The sequence below is a fragment of the Kribbella sp. NBC_00382 genome, from assembly GCF_036067295.1.
Classification (GTDB): domain Bacteria; phylum Actinomycetota; class Actinomycetes; order Propionibacteriales; family Kribbellaceae; genus Kribbella.
Genome location: NZ_CP107954.1, coordinates 1,817,025 through 1,832,954 on the forward strand (window position 1 = coordinate 1,817,025; position 15,930 = coordinate 1,832,954).

At 68.1% G+C, this 15,930-nt stretch carries 16 protein-coding genes; 7 read left to right on the forward strand and 9 right to left on the reverse strand.

Features of this window, described 5'->3' with window-relative positions:
• Nucleotides 1–79: 79 nt before the first annotated feature.
• Nucleotides 80–2,140, forward strand: coding sequence for a serine/threonine-protein kinase (locus OHA70_RS09090; protein ID WP_328330572.1), 2,061 nt, complete (start codon nucleotides 80–82; stop codon nucleotides 2,138–2,140).
• A 96-nt stretch (nucleotides 2,141–2,236) separates the two neighbouring features.
• Here OHA70_RS09090 and OHA70_RS09095 read toward each other — a convergent pair whose 3' ends face one another.
• Entirely contained in the window at nucleotides 2,237–3,529 is a 1,293-nt protein-coding gene (locus OHA70_RS09095) for an adenylosuccinate synthase (protein WP_328330574.1), read from the reverse strand.
• A 447-nt stretch (nucleotides 3,530–3,976) separates the two neighbouring features.
• Nucleotides 3,977–4,468: a VOC family protein gene (locus OHA70_RS09100; RefSeq protein WP_328330576.1), complete on the reverse strand. Its 492-nt coding sequence runs from the start codon at nucleotides 4,466–4,468 to the stop codon at nucleotides 3,977–3,979.
• Between the two features lie 85 nt (nucleotides 4,469–4,553).
• Here OHA70_RS09100 and OHA70_RS09105 point away from each other — a divergent pair, with 85 nt between their 5' ends.
• Nucleotides 4,554–5,375, forward strand: coding sequence for a helix-turn-helix transcriptional regulator (locus tag OHA70_RS09105; protein ID WP_328330578.1), 822 nt, complete (start codon nucleotides 4,554–4,556; stop codon nucleotides 5,373–5,375).
• Here the strand turns inward: OHA70_RS09105 and OHA70_RS09110 are convergent.
• From OHA70_RS09110 to OHA70_RS09120, 3 genes are all read right to left on the reverse strand, one after another.
• On the reverse strand, nucleotides 5,366–6,610 hold the full coding sequence (locus tag OHA70_RS09110) for an MFS transporter (RefSeq protein ID WP_328330580.1): 1,245 nt from the start codon (nucleotides 6,608–6,610) through the stop codon (nucleotides 5,366–5,368). The two genes, OHA70_RS09105 and OHA70_RS09110, sit on opposite strands and share 10 nt — an antisense overlap.
• A gap of 125 nt (nucleotides 6,611–6,735) precedes the next feature.
• Nucleotides 6,736–7,509 carry a 2-phosphosulfolactate phosphatase gene (locus OHA70_RS09115; RefSeq protein ID WP_328330582.1) on the reverse strand — a complete coding sequence of 258 codons (774 nt, stop codon included), beginning with the start codon at nucleotides 7,507–7,509 and terminating at the stop codon, nucleotides 6,736–6,738.
• 13 nt (nucleotides 7,510–7,522) lie between these two features.
• The gene (locus OHA70_RS09120; protein WP_328330584.1) at nucleotides 7,523–7,930 is read right to left on the reverse strand and encodes a DUF3151 domain-containing protein; all 408 of its coding nucleotides are present in this window, start codon (nucleotides 7,928–7,930) and stop codon (nucleotides 7,523–7,525) included.
• Nucleotides 7,931–8,076: 146 nt separating this feature from the next.
• Between OHA70_RS09120 and OHA70_RS09125 the strand changes: the two genes are divergently transcribed.
• The 3 genes from OHA70_RS09125 to OHA70_RS09135 all read left to right on the forward strand — a co-directional run bounded on the left by OHA70_RS09125 (nucleotide 8,077) and on the right by OHA70_RS09135 (nucleotide 10,400).
• Nucleotides 8,077–8,526 carry an HNH endonuclease gene (locus OHA70_RS09125; protein WP_164601105.1) on the forward strand — a complete coding sequence of 150 codons (450 nt, stop codon included), beginning with the start codon at nucleotides 8,077–8,079 and terminating at the stop codon, nucleotides 8,524–8,526.
• 91 nt (nucleotides 8,527–8,617) lie between these two features.
• Nucleotides 8,618–9,724 carry a type IV toxin-antitoxin system AbiEi family antitoxin domain-containing protein gene (locus OHA70_RS09130; RefSeq protein WP_328330589.1) on the forward strand — a complete coding sequence of 369 codons (1,107 nt, stop codon included), beginning with the start codon at nucleotides 8,618–8,620 and terminating at the stop codon, nucleotides 9,722–9,724.
• A gap of 85 nt (nucleotides 9,725–9,809) precedes the next feature.
• On the forward strand, nucleotides 9,810–10,400 hold the full coding sequence (locus OHA70_RS09135) for a hypothetical protein (protein WP_328330591.1): 591 nt from the start codon (nucleotides 9,810–9,812) through the stop codon (nucleotides 10,398–10,400).
• 58 nt (nucleotides 10,401–10,458) lie between these two features.
• Here the strand turns inward: OHA70_RS09135 and OHA70_RS09140 are convergent, their stop codons facing one another.
• From OHA70_RS09140 to OHA70_RS09150, 3 genes are all read right to left on the reverse strand, one after another.
• Nucleotides 10,459–11,271 carry an LLM class flavin-dependent oxidoreductase gene (locus OHA70_RS09140; RefSeq protein WP_328330593.1) on the reverse strand — a complete coding sequence of 271 codons (813 nt, stop codon included), beginning with the start codon at nucleotides 11,269–11,271 and terminating at the stop codon, nucleotides 10,459–10,461.
• A 424-nt stretch (nucleotides 11,272–11,695) separates the two neighbouring features.
• Nucleotides 11,696–12,721 carry a class II fructose-bisphosphate aldolase gene (gene fbaA, locus OHA70_RS09145; RefSeq protein WP_328330595.1) on the reverse strand — a complete coding sequence of 342 codons (1,026 nt, stop codon included), beginning with the start codon at nucleotides 12,719–12,721 and terminating at the stop codon, nucleotides 11,696–11,698.
• 205 nt (nucleotides 12,722–12,926) lie between these two features.
• Nucleotides 12,927–13,646, reverse strand: a complete 720-nt coding sequence (locus OHA70_RS09150) for a GntR family transcriptional regulator (RefSeq protein ID WP_132215972.1) — start codon at nucleotides 13,644–13,646, stop codon at nucleotides 12,927–12,929.
• A 148-nt stretch (nucleotides 13,647–13,794) separates the two neighbouring features.
• Here OHA70_RS09150 and OHA70_RS09155 point away from each other — a divergent pair, with 148 nt between their 5' ends.
• A complete protein-coding gene (locus OHA70_RS09155; protein ID WP_328330599.1) occupies nucleotides 13,795–14,814 on the forward strand; it encodes an SIS domain-containing protein in 1,020 nt (339 codons plus the stop codon).
• Between the two features lie 52 nt (nucleotides 14,815–14,866).
• Here OHA70_RS09155 and OHA70_RS09160 read toward each other — a convergent pair whose 3' ends face one another.
• Complete coding sequence (locus OHA70_RS09160; protein ID WP_328330601.1) at nucleotides 14,867–15,247, reverse strand: winged helix-turn-helix transcriptional regulator; 381 nt, start codon at nucleotides 15,245–15,247, stop codon at nucleotides 14,867–14,869.
• A 107-nt stretch (nucleotides 15,248–15,354) separates the two neighbouring features.
• Between OHA70_RS09160 and OHA70_RS09165 the strand changes: the two genes are divergently transcribed.
• Nucleotides 15,355–15,924 (forward strand): ester cyclase, encoded by a 570-nt coding sequence (locus OHA70_RS09165; RefSeq protein WP_328330603.1) that lies wholly within the window; start codon nucleotides 15,355–15,357, stop codon nucleotides 15,922–15,924.
• The last annotated feature ends 6 nt before the right edge of the window (nucleotides 15,925–15,930 follow it).

Sequence of the window (15,930 nt, forward strand, 5' to 3'; positions counted from 1 at the left end):
AACGACTGCGTCAAAGGCGGGGAGAAGGGACTCCGTCGCGGGGCAGCGGTTGGGCTGATCCCGACGTACGGTGGATGCCATGTCAGGTACAGGGGGACAGCCTTCGACACCCACGGAGGTGTTGGAGGAGCGGATCGGGCCGTACCGGTTGATCCGGCGACTCGGGCAGGGCGGCATGGGCGTCGTCTACCTGGCGGAAGGGCCTGAACACAAAGAGGTAGCGCTCAAGGTGCTGCGCGCGCACGTCGCGCATGACCCGACCGCACGGGCCCGGTTGCAGCGCGAAGCGACGACGCTGCAGAAGGTGAACCACCCTGGGGTCGCTGGGATCCTCGACCACGACCTGCACAGCGACCGGCCGTACCTGGTGACGCGGTTCGTTCCGGGGCGACCCATGGACGAGCAGGTGGACGAGCGGGGGCCGCTGACCCCGCAGCGCTGGCTACCGGTGGCCGGTTGCCTGGCCGAGTCACTGCAGGCGATTCACCAGGTGGGGGTCATCCACCGCGACCTCAAGCCCGGCAACGTGATGATGTTCAACGGCAAGCCGGTGATGATCGACTTCGGTATCGCCCAGGCCACCGACGACCTCCGCCTCACCCAGACCGGCCTGGTGATCGGTACGCCGGGCTACCTCGCCCCGGAACTCATCGAAGGCGAGATGGTCTCCGAGTCGGCCGACTGGTGGGGTTGGGCGGCCACTGTCGCCTACGCGGCTACCGGTCGCCGCCCGTTCGGCAAGGGCCCCTTCGAGGTGGTCCTGCACCGAGTCCACTCCGGCCAGGCAGACCTGGAAGGCCTGGACCCCCGCCTCAAGCCTCTCCTCGCCGCGGCCCTCTCCCCCGACCGCCGGGACCGCCCCACCCAGACGGAGATCATGGCCGGCCTCAACCGCTACGCCGAAGGCCGCGATGCCCTGATCCCCAACCCCCACACGGCCGCCGAGGCATCCCCCAAGACGGTGCTCGTCAATCCGCCCACTGCGCTGATGACCCGCGTGATGCCGGAAGACGAAGCCTCAGCCGCAGCTACTGCGGACGCCTCGGCCGCGGGCAACCACAACCCTGCTGACGTCGCACAGCTGGTACCACCTGTGATCCCGCCGCTCTCCGCCTTCGCGCCGGCCCGCGACATGCTCCGCGATGTAGCCGCGAAGCAGAAGGCCAAGAAGGCCGCAGGTGGTGCTGCTGGTCTCGGGGCTGGTGCTGCAGTTGCTGGCGCACCTCTTCATCCGGCCACCTACAGCCCTACCCCTAGCGCCGCGGCGCCTGCTGCGTTGCCTGTGAACTACCAGGGCTACCCGCCTCAGGCGTACCAACCGCAGTACCCAGTGCAGCCTCAGTACCCGACGCAGCCGCAGTATCAGCCTCAGTACCAGCCGCAACCTCAACAGCAGCCCCAGCCTCAGGCTTATCGGGGGCAGGAAGTTGCTCGGCGGGACACTGCGGTGCCGGTGGCTCGGGCCGATGTGCCGGCGTCTGGTGACCAGCAGGTGGCTCGTTCTGTGCTGGTGGTCGGGCTCCTGCTGGCGTTGAGCGCGTTGATCGCCTACACGCCGGGCTTCGGGGTGCTGGTGGCCGCGCTGCTCATTGCCCTGGCTCGGACGGTCGATCGCGGCAGTACGGCGATCATGCGCCGCCGTCAGGTCCGCGGGGGTCGTGGCAAGTCCGATGGGCTGGTGGCAGTCGCGGCTAGCCCGATGCATCTGCTGGCGGCCGCTCTGATCACCGTGTTCTGCCTGATCCTGCCGGTCATCATGGGCTTCATCGTCGGCGGCATCGTCACCGCCGGCGCCGCCAACGACCACGGCCTCCAATGGGTGCCGCTGTCCGCGGTCGGCTTCGGCGCGGGTGGCATCGCCGGTCTCCTCACCGCCTGGTGGGGACCTGGCGGTACTTCCCTGCGGCGCGGCTCCAAGATCACCCTGCGCAAGGCCTTCCGCCCCGCCTGGCTGAGCCTGCTCATCGCCGCCATCCTCATCGGTGCGGCGGCACTCACCTTCAAGGACGCAGCGGCGGGCAACGGCGCCAGCTGGGCCCGCCAGCCGATCTCGGCCCCTCAGCTACCCGACCGGCCGGGCCTCGGCGACATCGGCGACTGGCCGATCATCAGGCACCTGCCGGTCATCGGCAACGGCTGACCGGGCTCACACTTCACCGCCTGACAGCTCGCCGCGCAGCACGGAGTACAGGGCAAGCGAACCCCAGCCGATCGACGACCGGCTGGGGTCCACAGGTCAGAAGCGGTTGTCCAGGATGACCATCTGGGAGCGCTCCGGGCCGACGCCGACCGCGGAGATCGGGGCGCCGCTGAGCGCCTCGACCGCCTTCACGTAGGTCTGCGCGTTCTTCGGCAGGTCGTCGAAGGTCCGGCAGCCCGTGATGTCCTCGCTCCAGCCGTCGTACTCCTCGTAGACCGGGGTCGCGTGGTGGAAGTCGGTCTGCGTCATCGGCATCTCGTCGTACCGGACGCCGTTCACCTCGTACGCGACGCAGACCGGGATCTTCTCCCGGCCGGTCAACGTGTCCAGCTTGGTGAGGACGAAGTCGGTGACGCCGTTGATGCGCGCGGCGTACCGGGCGATGACCGCGTCGTACCAGCCACAGCGCCGCGGCCGGCCGGTCGTGGTACCGAACTCGAAGCCTTGCTGCCGCAGCCACTCGCCATCGGCATCCAGCAGCTCGGTCGGGAACGGCCCCTCGCCGACGCGGGTCGTGTACGCCTTCACGACGGCCATCACGCGGTCGATCCGGGTCGGCGGGATGCCCGAGCCCGTGCAGGCGCCGGCCGAGATCGCGTTGGACGACGTGACGAACGGATAGGTGCCGTGGTCGACGTCGAGCAGGGTCGCCTGGCCGGCCTCCATCAGGACCGTCTTGCCCTCGTCGAGGGCGCGGCCGAGCAGCAGCGGAGTGTCCGCGACCATCGGGCGCAGGCGCTCGGCGTACCCGAGCAACTCGTCCATCACCTCGGCGATCTCCACCGCGCGCCGGTTGTAGACCTTCACCAGCAGCTGGTTCTTCTGCTCCAGCGCGCCAGTGACCTTCTGCTCGAGGATCTTCTCGTCGTACAGGTCCTGGACCCGGATGCCGATCCGGTTCATCTTGTCGGCGTACGTCGGGCCGATGCCGCGCCCGGTGGTACCGATCTTCCGGCTGCCGAGGAAGCGCTCGGCGACCTTGTCCAGGGTCCGGTTGTACGGCGGGATCAGGTGCGCGTTCGCGCTGATCAGCAGCCGGGAGGTGTCCACACCCCGGACCTGGAGCGCGTCGAGCTCCTCGAACAGCACGCTGAGGTCGACCACCACCCCGTTGCCGATCACCGGGGTCACACCCGGGGTCAGGATTCCGCTCGGGAGCAGGTGCAGGGCGTACTTCTCGTCCCCGATCACGACCGTGTGGCCGGCGTTGTTGCCGCCGTTGAACTTGACCACGTAGTCGATCTCCGCCCCGGTGTTGCCGAGCAGATCGGTTGCCTTGCCTTTGCCCTCATCGCCCCACTGGGCGCCGACGAGCACGATTGCGGGCATCTCAGCCCTCCTCTTCACGGCGGCGGTCCGGACGGCATCGTCGCCGTGCGGAGCCGGTCGCTAGAAACGGTGAAGCCCGGGCACGGTTCACCAAAGCTTCGCTCAGGTGACGCGTCCAGGCTCTTGCGACCCAACCCTACCGGAACTGCGCATTACCACGTAGTTGCTCGTCGGCGTGGGCAACACGTGACACCGAGCGCGCAATTCACCACGACGGGTTGCCATTTTCCGTGATCACGTGCACACTCTTAGTCAGCGGCCCGCCGAAACTGCCGCAGGGGACGGTTCCGGCGGGCCGCTTTCTTCATGCCTGCAAGGGATTCCGGGTCATTCACAAGCGCTCAAGCTTGTTGCCCCAGGCCTCTGTACTCCGGACCGCCCGGCGGCTCACCGGCGTACCGGCTGGTTGCCCGCGGCGCCGAATCGGGGTGCACCGAGTCCCTGGGATCAATCCGCGTCGAGGCCCTCCGGGTTGGACGCGAGCCACTCCTTGATCCGCCGGTCGGCCTCCTCCGGGGAGACGTCCTCGACCTTGGTCATGATCGCCCAGCGGTGCCCGAACGGATCGATCACCGTGCCGAACCGGTCCCCGGTCATGAACGTCTGGACCGCCTCCACCTGCCGCGCGCCGGCCTCGATCGCCTTCGTGAAGGTCGCGTCCACATCCGGCACGTAGTGCACCAGCGACGAGTGCACCCACTCGCCGGTGGGAGCCTGCAGCCCGATCTGCGGCATCTCGTTGCTCAGCTGCAGCATCGAGTCGCCGAACCTCAGCTCCGCCTGGCCGAGCCGCCCGTCGGGCAGGTCCTGCCGGCTGACCACCTCCGCCCCGAACACGTCCGTGTAGAACTCGATCGCCTTCGGCCCGTCGGACACGGCCAGGTACGGGGTGAGCGAGTGGTAGCCGGGCGGGACGGGGTTCACGTTGTTCGTCGTCATACCGATGATTCTTCGTCGGCGGCGCGGGCCGGGTCTTGTAAGAACGCGACAGCTTTCTGTCGGTCCGCTGCCGTAGGTTTGGAGGGTGTCCAGGCAGCCGTACGACAGCGAGCGCGGCATCCTGCATCCCCGCGAACAGGCCCGGCACCGGAGCCTGAGCCGGCTGCTGCCCAGCCCCGGCATCGACCGGTTCGTGGAGTGGTACTGGATCGTCGAGTGGGACCTTCCTGAGCCGTACGTGGCCGAGGTGCTGCCGTACCCCTGCGTCAACGTGACGTTCGAGGAGCCGGGTGGGGCCTTCGTCAACGGGGTCTGCACCCGCAAGTTCGAGCGCGAACTGGTTGGCCGGGGCCGTGCCTTCGGGGTGAAGTTCTGGGCCGGTGGGTTCGGCGCGATGACCGGGCTCGATGTTGGCTCGTTCCGCGACGAGGTGCTGCCGTTGCGGGAGGTTTTCGACGACGCCGACCGGCTGGCCGACCTGGTCTTCGCGGAGTCGGACGACGTCCGCCGCCGGGCGGTCTTCGAGGCTTTCCTGACCGATCACCTGGTGGCGGCGGACGCGCAGTACGAGCTGGTCCGGCAGGTCATCGCGGCGATGAGCGAGGACCGCGACCTGACCCGGGTCGACCAGGTCACCGAACGCTTCGACCTCCCCATCCGCAAACTCCAACGCCTCTTCCGCCGGTACGTGGGTGTCGGCCCCAAGTGGGTCCTCCGCCGCTACCGCCTCCACGACGGCGCCGACCTCCTCTCCCGCGGCGAACTCACCGACCTGGCCACCCTCTCCACCGCCCTCGGCTACTTCGACCAGGCCCACTTCTCCCACGAATTCAAAGAACAAATAGGCCTAACCCCAGCCGAGTACGCCACCCGAGCCGCCGCCGAATCCCAAATCAGCTACCGCTGACGCACCACGACCGCCATCCCGGTGGCGACCAGCGTCGCGGCAATGGCCAGCCCGAATCCCAGTTGCGGGCCATGCACATCTACCGCCCGCCCAGCCACAGCAGCTCCCATGGCAATGCCGGCCGCACTACCAGAGTTCAACCAGGTAAAGGCTTGCGTCAGTACGGCGGGCTCGACCTCGGACTCGATCAGTACCGACGCCAGTACCTGGATCGGAGCCAGCGCCAAGCCGGGTAAGGCCAGCGCGAGGGCGAGTGCCAGCGGACTGTTGACCACGACCAGGGGCAGGCTGGTGACGAAGAGGATGGCGAAAGCGACGACGTACTGCCGGTGGGCCGGAGTGCGCCAACGCCTTGCTCCATAGGCGATTCCGGCGACCAGACTGATCAGGCTGGTGATGCTGTACAGCGGCCCGGCCAGTGAAGCCGAGTCGCGACTGACCGCGAAAGCCGTGACCGAGACCTGCATGCTTCCGAAGAACAAGCCGATGCCGATCGTGGCGCCGACCAGCGCGAGGAATCTCTTGTGCAGCAGGCGATCTGAGCCATGCTGACGAACCCGCATAGCAGGCGGCGGCGCAGTGCCGCGTTGTGCTGCCAGCGAGAACCCACCCCCGAGCAACAGAGTCGTCGCCAGCACCGAGCCGGCTACTGGGGACACCAAGGCGCTGATGGTTCCGACGAGCGCCGGCCCGACCAGGAAGGCCAGGCTGGTACCCAGAGACTCCAGTGCAAAAGCTGACGAGAGGACCGGGTTGCCGCGTAGGACGTGGGACCAGCGGGCTGCCGTCTGCGCGCCTATCTGTGGGAGAGAGCCACCTGCCAGGACGCCTGCGAGTACCAACATCCACAGGGGTGCTGCTGCGAGGGTCAGGGCAAGTAGTAGGGCCATGGCCGTCGCGTGCAGCAGCAGGGTGATTGGGAGCATGCGGGGTTGGCCGTAGCGGTCTATTAGGCGGGCTACCTGTGGGCCGCCTACCGCTTCGGCTACGGCGAAGCCGCCGGTGACTGCGCCTGCGACGGCGTACGAGTTGGTGGAGCTGTGGACCAGCCAGACGATGCCCAGGCCGGTCATGGCGATGCCGATTCGGGCCGGTGCGGCGGCCAGGTAGAACTTCAACGCTCCCGGGGTGCGCAGGGCGGCTCGGTAGCCGCTCGCTGGCTGCTGCGCGGTCTTCTGCGCCGTCTTCTGGGCAGGGTTTTGGGGCGTGCGGATCCGTCCGGTGAGTGCCGGCACGGTAGTACCTTCCGCTGCCCGGCGGGGCGGTGATCTGACCGTGGGCGTCCTGCTGCGCCGGTCCGTCGTTGCCGCCTACAACCGTCCAAGTTCGGCAGGAAGCGGGGACGCACGCCGCCTGCCGGCTATGTCACCGGGCAGAACCTCGAGGGTTTTGATGACTCGCTGAGTCTACTACCTTGCAACACCGGCACGAGCCCGCTTATGTCCACCTCTGCCGCGATCGTCACATCCCCGGCGAATCCGTACGCCGTGAGCTCCCGCCCGCCGGCGCACTCATGCAGCAGCTCCGGCAGCTCTCCCGCCACCTCCCGGTACGCCGCAACGGCGGCTCGGGCCTCCGGCGACAACGGGCCGACTCCACGGTCGGCCAGCCCTGCCAGGAACCCACCAGCACCCCACAGGTCCTCCACCGCCGGGCGTAGCGAGCCGTCCTTCCACCTCTCACCGGCAGCGATCGCCACCACGGTCAGCGAGGGGTCGTCGGCCAGCTTGCCCGCGGCCCAGTCCGCTGCGGCCTCGCGGTTGCGCAGGGAGACGGCCAGTACGGTCGAGCCGCTGTCGCTGAGCTGCTGGGAGATGGTGGAGCCGTTGGGCGATGGGAGCACCAGTCGCTGCACACCTCGGGCCTGGCGGATGGAGACCGGCGAGAGCGTGATGCCGGGTTGGGAGCGGCCTACGGCTAGTACGGCGTCGTGCTGTTCGGCGTACGCGACTGCTGTCTCGTCGCGCCAGCGGTACGGGTACACGTCGATGCCGAGGTCGACAGCCACCGTGACGGCGGTGGTGAAGGACAGTACGTCCACCACCGCCACAATGCTGCCGGGAACAGCGGCCGCGCCGGCCGGTCCCCAGTCGAAGCCGACGCGGAATCCCTGCTGTGCATAGGGGCTGGTCACCCCCACAACTTACTTAAGCAAGCACCTCGGCCGCGGTGGCCGACGAGTCGCGCAGGAACGTCTTGCAGCGCTCGGCCTCGTCCTTCTCGTCGATGATCGCGGCAGCCTTGCCGAGAACCGCGAGGCAGCGGAGGAAGCCGCGGTTCGGCTCGTGCTCCCACGGGACCGGCCCGTGCCCCTTCCAGCCGTTGCGGCGGAGCGAGTCCAGACCGCGGTGGTACCCGGTCCGTGCATAGGCGTAGGCCTCGATCGTGTGACCCGCCGCGAGGGCCTCCTCGGCGAGCACCGACCAGGCCAGCGAAGAGGTCGGATACTTGGCCGCGAGGTCCACTGCGGCGGCCCCGGCGGCGAGTTCCGCAGCGGCGGGGTCGACGGGGAGTAATGTCTCGGGTGGGCCTGATAGCAGATTGTTCAATTCCATAAAGCACATCTTCGCCGATCACGCCGCCATCCCGGCACGTGACCGTCTGTCGAAATCCGTTGACCGTTCACCTGATGGCCACGGATGCTTGAGACCTTGCGTCGAGACCGCCGTGGTTCCCAGCTACGGCCGGAAGGAGGCACCGGATGAGCGTCATCGTCCTGAACGCGTCATACGAGCCGCTGCACACCGTGTCGATCCAGCACGCCATCCGGATGCTGGTCCGCGAGGTCGCAGTGGTCGAAGAGGCGCATGGTGAACGGACCATCGGTCCCTTCCCGGTGCCACGGGTGCTCCGCTTGGTCCGCTACGTGGTGACGCACTGGCGGTATGCCGCCGGCCGGATGAAGTACAGCAAGCACGGCGTACTGAGGCGGGACAAGTTCCATTGCGCCTACTGCGGTCTGGCCAACGCCGACACGATGGATCACGTCCAACCGAGATCCAGAGGCGGCCGGACGGAGTGGCTGAACGCGGTCGCCGCCCATGCCTCGTGCAACGAGCGCAAAGGCAATCGGACGCCGTCCGAGGCCAATATGCCGCTCCTGTGGCAACCCTGGGTACCAACTCGCGCCGAGCTCGTCATACAGACATGACGGGCTATTTTTATGCCCTCGTCCGGGTTGACTATCCACAGCTTTGAAGTGAGTCGCGGTTCGGGCGGGTGTCCGGTGCACCTTCTTAGGTGTGAACCCACAACTCAGCGTGATGACGCACATCCGTGGCGGGGTGTTCACACGGGCCGATGCGCGCGCGTGTGGCTACCCCGACCCTGACATCGACTCCTATCTGGACACCGGCGGCTGGCGCCGGATCCGGCCGGGCACCTATGCCCCGCACCAGACCCTCACCCTGGTCGACGACGTGGTGCTCCATCTCCGCCGCCTCTTCCAGGTACTACGTCGCGGCGAGCCCGGCCTCATCGCCAGCCACCAATCGGCGATAGCCCTGCACGCCCTCCCCCTCTGGGGCCTAGACCTCACCAACCTCCACCTCACCACCCGCACCGGCGATCCCGGCCTCACCCCCGACGGAATCCACCGCCACCTCCGAGACCCCCTCGGCCCCGGCATCACCCTCTGGAACAAACTCCGCCTAGTAACCCCAGCCCGAGCCGTAGCCGAGGTAGCCGCCACCTCCCCCCTAGCCCCCGCAGTAGCCCTAACCGAAGCCACCTTGTACGCCGGCCTAGCCACCCCCACCACGCTAAAACGCGCCGCCAACCACCTCGTCAGCCAACCTGAGGACCACCCCGGCCGCGGACCTGCCTCCGCCTCTCGCTCCAACGAGTTCACCGAGCGGGCTCACCAGGTGTTTTCTTTGGCCAGTACAGAGTCGGCGTCGGTGGCGGAGTCTCGGCTTCGGCTGATCTTGAGCGAGGCTGGACTGCCGGCGCCGTCGTCTTCGCCACCGCCGATGCCCGATGACTATCCGATCGATCTGGCCTGCGCTCTCTGGTTCCCGGACCAACGGACGGTGGTCGAGTTCGAGCCTCGTTTCCCCTTCTGGAGCGACGAATTCGACGACGGCTCCGGCCAGGCCGCCGACCGCGCATTCGGCGCCACCCCCGCAACAGACCCCGACCCACCCGAGCCGTTGGAGTACTGCTTCATCTCCTGGCAAGACCTCGACTCCCCAACCACAGTCGCGGACCAACTCCGCTCAACCTTCGCCCGAGCCTCCCGCCGAACCGGCGTCCACCTCTTCGACCCCACCCGCTCCCGCCGAACCCCACCACTCATCCGCCGCCCCCACCTCTGCCTCCCCACCGTCCTCCCAGACCAACCCGGCTGACCGGCCTGCCTGACCAACCCGGCTGCCTTTGGCCCTTTGAGGACAACACGCGTCCAGCCGCGGAGTCGCGCTCTACGTTGCCCAGGTGAGAGTTTCCTCGAGGGCAGTCGCCACGCTGACGATGTTCGTCGCAGTCCTCCCCGTCGTCGCCGGCTGCGGTTCCGGAGACGGCCAGAGTGCCCGGTCGCACCCATCAACCTCAGCAACTGCTCCGCCGACGCCGACCGCCTCTTCGCCTGCTACCTCATCGCCGGCCGGGCAACCATCAGCCGGGCAACCCTCGGCCGGGCAATCGTCGAAGGCCGGAGCGGCTTCGACGGCGTTGCCGGGTGAGATGAGCGACGAGCACAAGCAGACTCTGCTGGCCGAACTGGGGACTGCGGCGACAGTCCAGTTATGCGAACCAGCACCAGGGACGCGGGTCGAGTGCGGGCGAGTGTTCGCGGCGGCCAGCCGATTGGTGGCGCAGCTTCAGCTATCGCTCAAGGGCATGCCGAAGACCAAACCGTACGGCGACCTCGCCGGCCAGTTGAGCCTGTTCCAGAAGGCCTATAGCACCTCGAAGAATCTCAGCTGTTTCGGCGCGAAGACACCGAAGAACCCCGACATCTGCCAATCCATCACCAGACTGGCCGCCCTGAGCTACCTGAACATGACCACGACGCTCCTGTACTGACGGCAGATACCGAATCGCGTGCCCAGCCGATAGCACCGGCTGGTCCGGCCGGCGACTCTCACCTGAAGGGGCCCTCGGCAACTATTGCTTCGACATCGGCGCGGGTGGCGCCGGGGTCGATGTCCGTTAGGAGCCAGGAGGCGCCGGCGGCGGCGTACGGTCGCGGGTCGGTGCCGACTGCCAGTGAGACCGCGACGTCGTACGGTGCGGTGGGGTCGGTGCGGAATTCGTGGACGCCAGCGACGGCTTCGGCGAGTTCGTCGGAGGAGGTCAGGTTGACCGGGAAGAAGCCGTCGTAGCGTGCTGCGCGGCGGCGGGGACGCACGTTGCCGGGGAAGCCGGCGATCCAGATCGGGACGCCGTTGTCCTGGGCCGGCTTCGGCAGGAACTCGACATCGTCGACGGTGTAGTGCTCGCCATGATGCCGGACAGCCTCGCCCGACCAGGCCGCCCGCAGGATGTCGAGCGACTCATCCATCATCGCCGCCCGGACCCGATCGTCGGTCTCATCACCGAACCGGCTGAACTCCTCACCGAACCGATCACTGCCCAGCCCCACGCCAAGGGTGAGCCGCCCACGACTCAACACGTCAAGGGACGCGGTCTGCCGGGCGAGCACGGCCGGGCGACGGCGGGCCAACGGCGTCACCATCGGCCCCAGTCGCAGCCTCTCGGTCACCATCGCGGCCGCGGTGAGTGCGACCCACGGGTCGCCAACCTCGCGTACCGGCGCGCGCCACCGCACGTGATCCCACACGAACAACCCGTCCCAGCCCGCTTCCTCTGCGCTCGCGGCCAGCTCGGCGACGACGCGGGCGTCGGCCAGTTCGTCGAACAACGGAAGCCAGATCGCGGATTTCAGTGGGTTCATGCCCTCAACCGTAAGAAGGACAGGGGTCCATGAATAGCGATCATTCCTGATGGCGACGATCAGAATGGGCGATGACTGTCCCCACAGCTAGCCAGTCGCGGGCTTGGTCGGATGGGGTTTGTCGGTGGGTGGATTGTGGGGGACCCGGTAGGCGCCGGCCGTCCGGCTGCCCCCGGCGCGGTTGGGCGGCGACCGGGTCGAGGGTCACCCGAAGCAGCCCGCACCACCCAAAAAGCCGGCAGGGCCCGCCTGACGGCGGGCCCTGCCGGAAAAGCAAGAAGCAAACACCCGAGGTGGGTGCACAGCACCCGGGGTGCGGGTGGTGCACAGCACCCGGAGAGCGGGTGGGTGCTCAGCACCCGGAGAGCGGGTGGGTGCTCAGCACCCGGAGAGCGCGGTGCGGGCCCTCCGGGTGATGGTGGAGTTAGCCGAGCAGGGAAGTGCCCGTGGAGCGGAGGTTTTCGCAGGCTTCTGCTACGCGCTGGGCCATGCCGGCTTCGGCGGCCTTGCCCCAGGCGCGGGGGTCGTAGACCTTCTTGTTGCCGACCTCGCCGTCGATCTTCAGCACGCCGTCGTAGTTGGCGAGCATGTGACCGGCGACCGGGCGGGTGAACGCGTACTGCGTGTCCGTGTCGACGTTCATCTTGATGACGCCGTGGTCGACCGCCGCGCGGATCTCCTCGAGCGTGGAGCCCGAGCCGCCGTGGAAGACCAGGTCGAACGGGCGGTCCTTGCCCACCTTGGCGCCGACCGCGTCCTGGATGTCCTTCAGGATCTCCGGGCGCAGCTTGACCGAGCCGGGCTTGTAGACGCCGTGCACGTTGCCGAAGGTCAGCGCGGTCAGGTAGCGACCGTGCTCGCCGGTGCCGAGCGCCTCGACCGTGGCCAGGCCGTCCTCGACGGTGGTGTACAGCTTGTCGTTGATCTCGTTGGCGACGCCGTCCTCCTCACCGCCGACGACCCCCACCTCGATCTCCAGCACGATCTTCGCCGCCGCGGCCTTGGCCAGCAGCTCCTTGGCGATCTCCAGGTTCTCGTCCAGCGGGACCGCGGAACCGTCCCACATGTGCGACTGGAACAGCGGGTTCTCGCCGCGGGCGACCCGCTCGGCGGAGATCTCCAGCAGCGGCCGGACGAAGCCGTCCAGCTTGTCCTTGGGGCAGTGGTCGGTGTGCAGCGCGATGTTCACGTTGTAGTTCTTCGCGACCTCGTGCGCGTACGCCGCCAGCGCGACCGACCCGGTGACCATGTTCTTGATGGTCGAGCCGGACAGGTACTCCGCGCCGCCGGTGGAGACCTGGACGATGCCGTCCGAGCCCGCCTCGGCGAAACCACGGATCGCGGCGGTCAGCGTCTGCGACGAGCTGACGTTGATCGCCGGGTAGGCGAAGGCGTTCTGCTTCGCCTTGTCCAGCATCTCGGCGTAGACCTCAGGGGTGGCAATAGGCATGTCTCGCGGTACTCCTCACAGCAAAGTTCCATGTGGGTTGAGCTCCAGTATCGCCACCGCGCACCTCGTCGTGCACGGCGGCCCGCCTGCTGAGCCGGTCAGGTGACCGGGGAGCGAACAGCAGGAGAACAGACCAGTTGATGAACAGGACCGATCCAGTTTGTTACGAGAAGCGGGATCAGGCAGCTGAGATGGGCCGGCTGCTTCAAGCCGACCCGGAGCGCGGCCCTCGCGGTGTCAGGGCCATGTGCAGGCGATAACGATCGGCCCGGTACGCCGACCAGGAAAGCTCGACCACCTTGCGGCCGGCGAACGTGGTGCGCTCGAGGACCAGCAGGGGTGCCCGCCGGGCCACTCCGAGCACCCGGGCGACATGACCGTCGGCGTTGTCCGCCCGGACGGTCTGCTCACCCGAGGTGACGACGACGTCGTACTCGCTCGCGAAGACGTCGTACAGGGTGCCGAGCTCGCGGCCGAGCAGACCGGGGAAGAGCGCGGACGGGTAGTAGCCGACCTCGTACGCCATCGGCGACGCGTCGGCCGTGCGGAGCCGCTCGACCCGGATCACCTTGGTGCCCTTGGGCACCCGCAGGCCCTTCGCGGTCTCGTCGGACGCCTCGATCTCGGTCGCCGACAAGACGACCGTGCCGGGCTCCAGACCACGGGCGCGCATCTCCCGCGAGAACGAGGTCAAGTGCAGCTGGGAGTCGACCTGGGGGCCAGTGACGAAGGTCCCCTTGCCATGGACACGCTCCAGCGCGCCCGACTCGACCAGGTCGCTGATCGCCTGCCGCACGGTCACCCGGGAGACGTTCAGCTTGTCCACCAGCGCCCGCTCGGAAGGGATCGGGTCACCCGGGTGCAGCTCGACGTCGATCAGCCGTTCCAGTACCGATCGGACCTGGGCCCGTTTGGTCGCCACCATCGAAACTCGATCCTCCAGACCTCGGCGGTTAACTCGGGGGGTGCCCCGATTCACCGCTCACTGCTATCGTGCGCAGCATACCTGTTAAGACCAGATAGGACCAGTGATCGTCGTGGTGTCAACGCCCGTCCCCGTCCCAGCCACCCAGATGGCACGCGAGATCGCCGAGCAGCCAGCGGCGCTGGCCGCGACGTTCGAGCACGTACTGCCGCTGCGGCACGAGATCACCCGGCTGGCCGCGGGCCGCCGGCACGTGATCTTCGTAGCCCGGGGCTCGTCGGACAACGCCGGCGTGTACGGCCGCTACCTGACCGAGATCCACGCCGGCCGGCAGGCCTCGCTGGCCGCGCCGTCGGTGGCCACCCTGTACGGCGCCAATCTCGACCTGTCGAACTCGCTCGTCGTCGCGGTCAGCCAGTCCGGCGCGACCCAGGAGATCGTCGACACGGCCGAGTGGGCCAAGCGCAACGGCGCCGCGATCGTCGGCATCACCAACGACGGCGACAGCCCGCTGGTCTCGGTGGCCGACGTCGCGCTGATCACCCAGGCGGGCAAGGAGCTGGCCGTCCCGGCGACCAAGACCTACACCACCCAGCTCGCCGCGATCACCGTCGCGGTCGACGCGCTGGCGCAGAAGCCGGGCACGCTGGACGCCGACATCGCCCGCGTACCGGAGGCCGCCGCCAAGATGCTCGAAGGCTCGGTCGACGCCGCCGCCGAGCTGCTCGCCGGCGCCCACGATGTACTGTCCAGCGGCCGCGGCCTGACCTTCGGTACGACGCTCGAGGTCGCCCTCAAGCTCGAGGAGACCTGCCTCCAGCCGGTCCGCGGCCTCTCGTACGCCGACCTGAAGCACGGCCCGATCGCCGTCGTCGACTCCGACCTGGTCACCATCCTGGTCGCCGCCGGCGAAGGCCCCGCACTGCCGGGCATGACCGAGCTCGCCGCGATCGTCCGCGAGAAGGGCAGCAAGATCCTCGGCATCGGCGGCGACGCCCGATTCGCGTCCCTCTGCGACGTCAACCTGGCCGGCCCGGATCTGCCCGAGACCCTCGCCCCGCTGGCCCTGATCATCCCGGCCCAGCGCACGATCGAGGCACTGGCCCGCAAGCTCGGCCTCGACCCCGACGCCCCCCGCGGCCTCCGCAAGGTCACCCAGACCGACTGAGCTTCGTACGCAGAACGCCCGCCACCCCACGAGGGTGGCGGGCGTTTGCCGTTCAGGCGCGGGACTTGTCGTAGGACTCCTGGGCATCGAGGATGCCGGGCATGCTGCTCGTCAGGTAGCCGATCAGGTCGAGGAGCTTGGCGGCCAGTACTTCACCAGTCGGCGTCAGGCTGTACTCCACCTTCAGCGGGAACGTCGACTGGACCTCGCGGTTCACCAGTCCGTCCCGCTCGAGCGCCTGCAGGGACTGCGCCAGCATCTTCTGGCTGACCCCCTCGACCCGCCGGCGCAGCTCGTTGAACCGCATCGGGCCGTCGGCGAGCGCGCCCATCGCGAGCGCGCCCCACCGCCCGGTCACGTCCTCGAGCACCGGCCGGGACGGGCAGGCGGCGCCGAACACGTCGTACTCCACCTCGTCCGCAGCCTTGTCCACAAAGACAGCGTACCTCTGCGGGTACCAGTTACTTGAAGGTTGTAGTACCTTCTGGAGAGCAGTATCTGAAAGTGACTCCAGTTGATCAACCGAAGGATGCGACCCAGATGATCGACCGACGTTCTCTGATCAGGAACAGCAGCGCGGCAGGCTTCGGTGCGCTGGCACTGACCGCGGTGAGCAGTGGTACCGAACTCGCCTATGGCTCCACCGGCCACCCCTCCGGCTTTCCAGAGGGCCTGTCGCGCGGAGAGCGCCGGCATCTGCAGATCTTCGACGAGCTCGACTTCGACGTCTTCACCCACCAGAAGTGGGACCGGCTCGGCGAGAGCCACGCCCGCAACATCCGGGTGCACTGGCCCGACGGGCACTTCACCGACGGCATCGACAAGCACATCGCCGACCTGGCCGCCCTGTTCGTCTGGGCGCCGGACACCCGGATCCGGGAGCACCCGTTCCGCCTCGCCAACGGCCAGCTGACCGCCGTCACCGGCTTCATGAAGGGCACCTTCACCAAGCCGATGCCCGACGGCAAGGGCGGTTTCATCCAGCCGACCGGCAAGGCCTACTCGCTCCCGATGGCCACCGTCGGCATCTGGAACAAGCGCAACACGATGGACGAGGAGTACCTGTTCTGGGACAACCAGACCTTCTACGCCCAGATCGGTCTCGGCTAACTAGAC

What these genes read in the sequence shown, in the direction of transcription:
- OHA70_RS09090 (WP_328330572.1), top strand. Translation starts at nt 80, where the DNA reads ATGTCAGGTACAGGGGGACAGCCTTCGACACCCACGGAGGTGTTGGAG.
- OHA70_RS09095 (WP_328330574.1), bottom strand. Translation starts at nt 3,529, where the DNA reads ATGCCCGCAATCGTGCTCGTCGGCGCCCAGTGGGGCGATGAGGGCAAA.
- OHA70_RS09100 (WP_328330576.1), bottom strand. Translation starts at nt 4,468, where the DNA reads ATGACGACGAACAACGTGAACCCCGTCCCGCCCGGCTACCACTCGCTC.
- OHA70_RS09120 (WP_328330584.1), bottom strand. Translation starts at nt 7,930, where the DNA reads ATGGAATTGAACAATCTGCTATCAGGCCCACCCGAGACATTACTCCCC.
- OHA70_RS09125 (WP_164601105.1), top strand. Translation starts at nt 8,077, where the DNA reads ATGAGCGTCATCGTCCTGAACGCGTCATACGAGCCGCTGCACACCGTG.
- OHA70_RS09140 (WP_328330593.1), bottom strand. Translation starts at nt 11,271, where the DNA reads ATGAACCCACTGAAATCCGCGATCTGGCTTCCGTTGTTCGACGAACTG.
- fbaA (WP_328330595.1), bottom strand. Translation starts at nt 12,721, where the DNA reads ATGCCTATTGCCACCCCTGAGGTCTACGCCGAGATGCTGGACAAGGCG.
- OHA70_RS09150 (WP_132215972.1), bottom strand. Translation starts at nt 13,646, where the DNA reads ATGGTGGCGACCAAACGGGCCCAGGTCCGATCGGTACTGGAACGGCTG.
- OHA70_RS09155 (WP_328330599.1), top strand. Translation starts at nt 13,795, where the DNA reads ATGGCACGCGAGATCGCCGAGCAGCCAGCGGCGCTGGCCGCGACGTTC.
- OHA70_RS09165 (WP_328330603.1), top strand. Translation starts at nt 15,355, where the DNA reads ATGATCGACCGACGTTCTCTGATCAGGAACAGCAGCGCGGCAGGCTTC.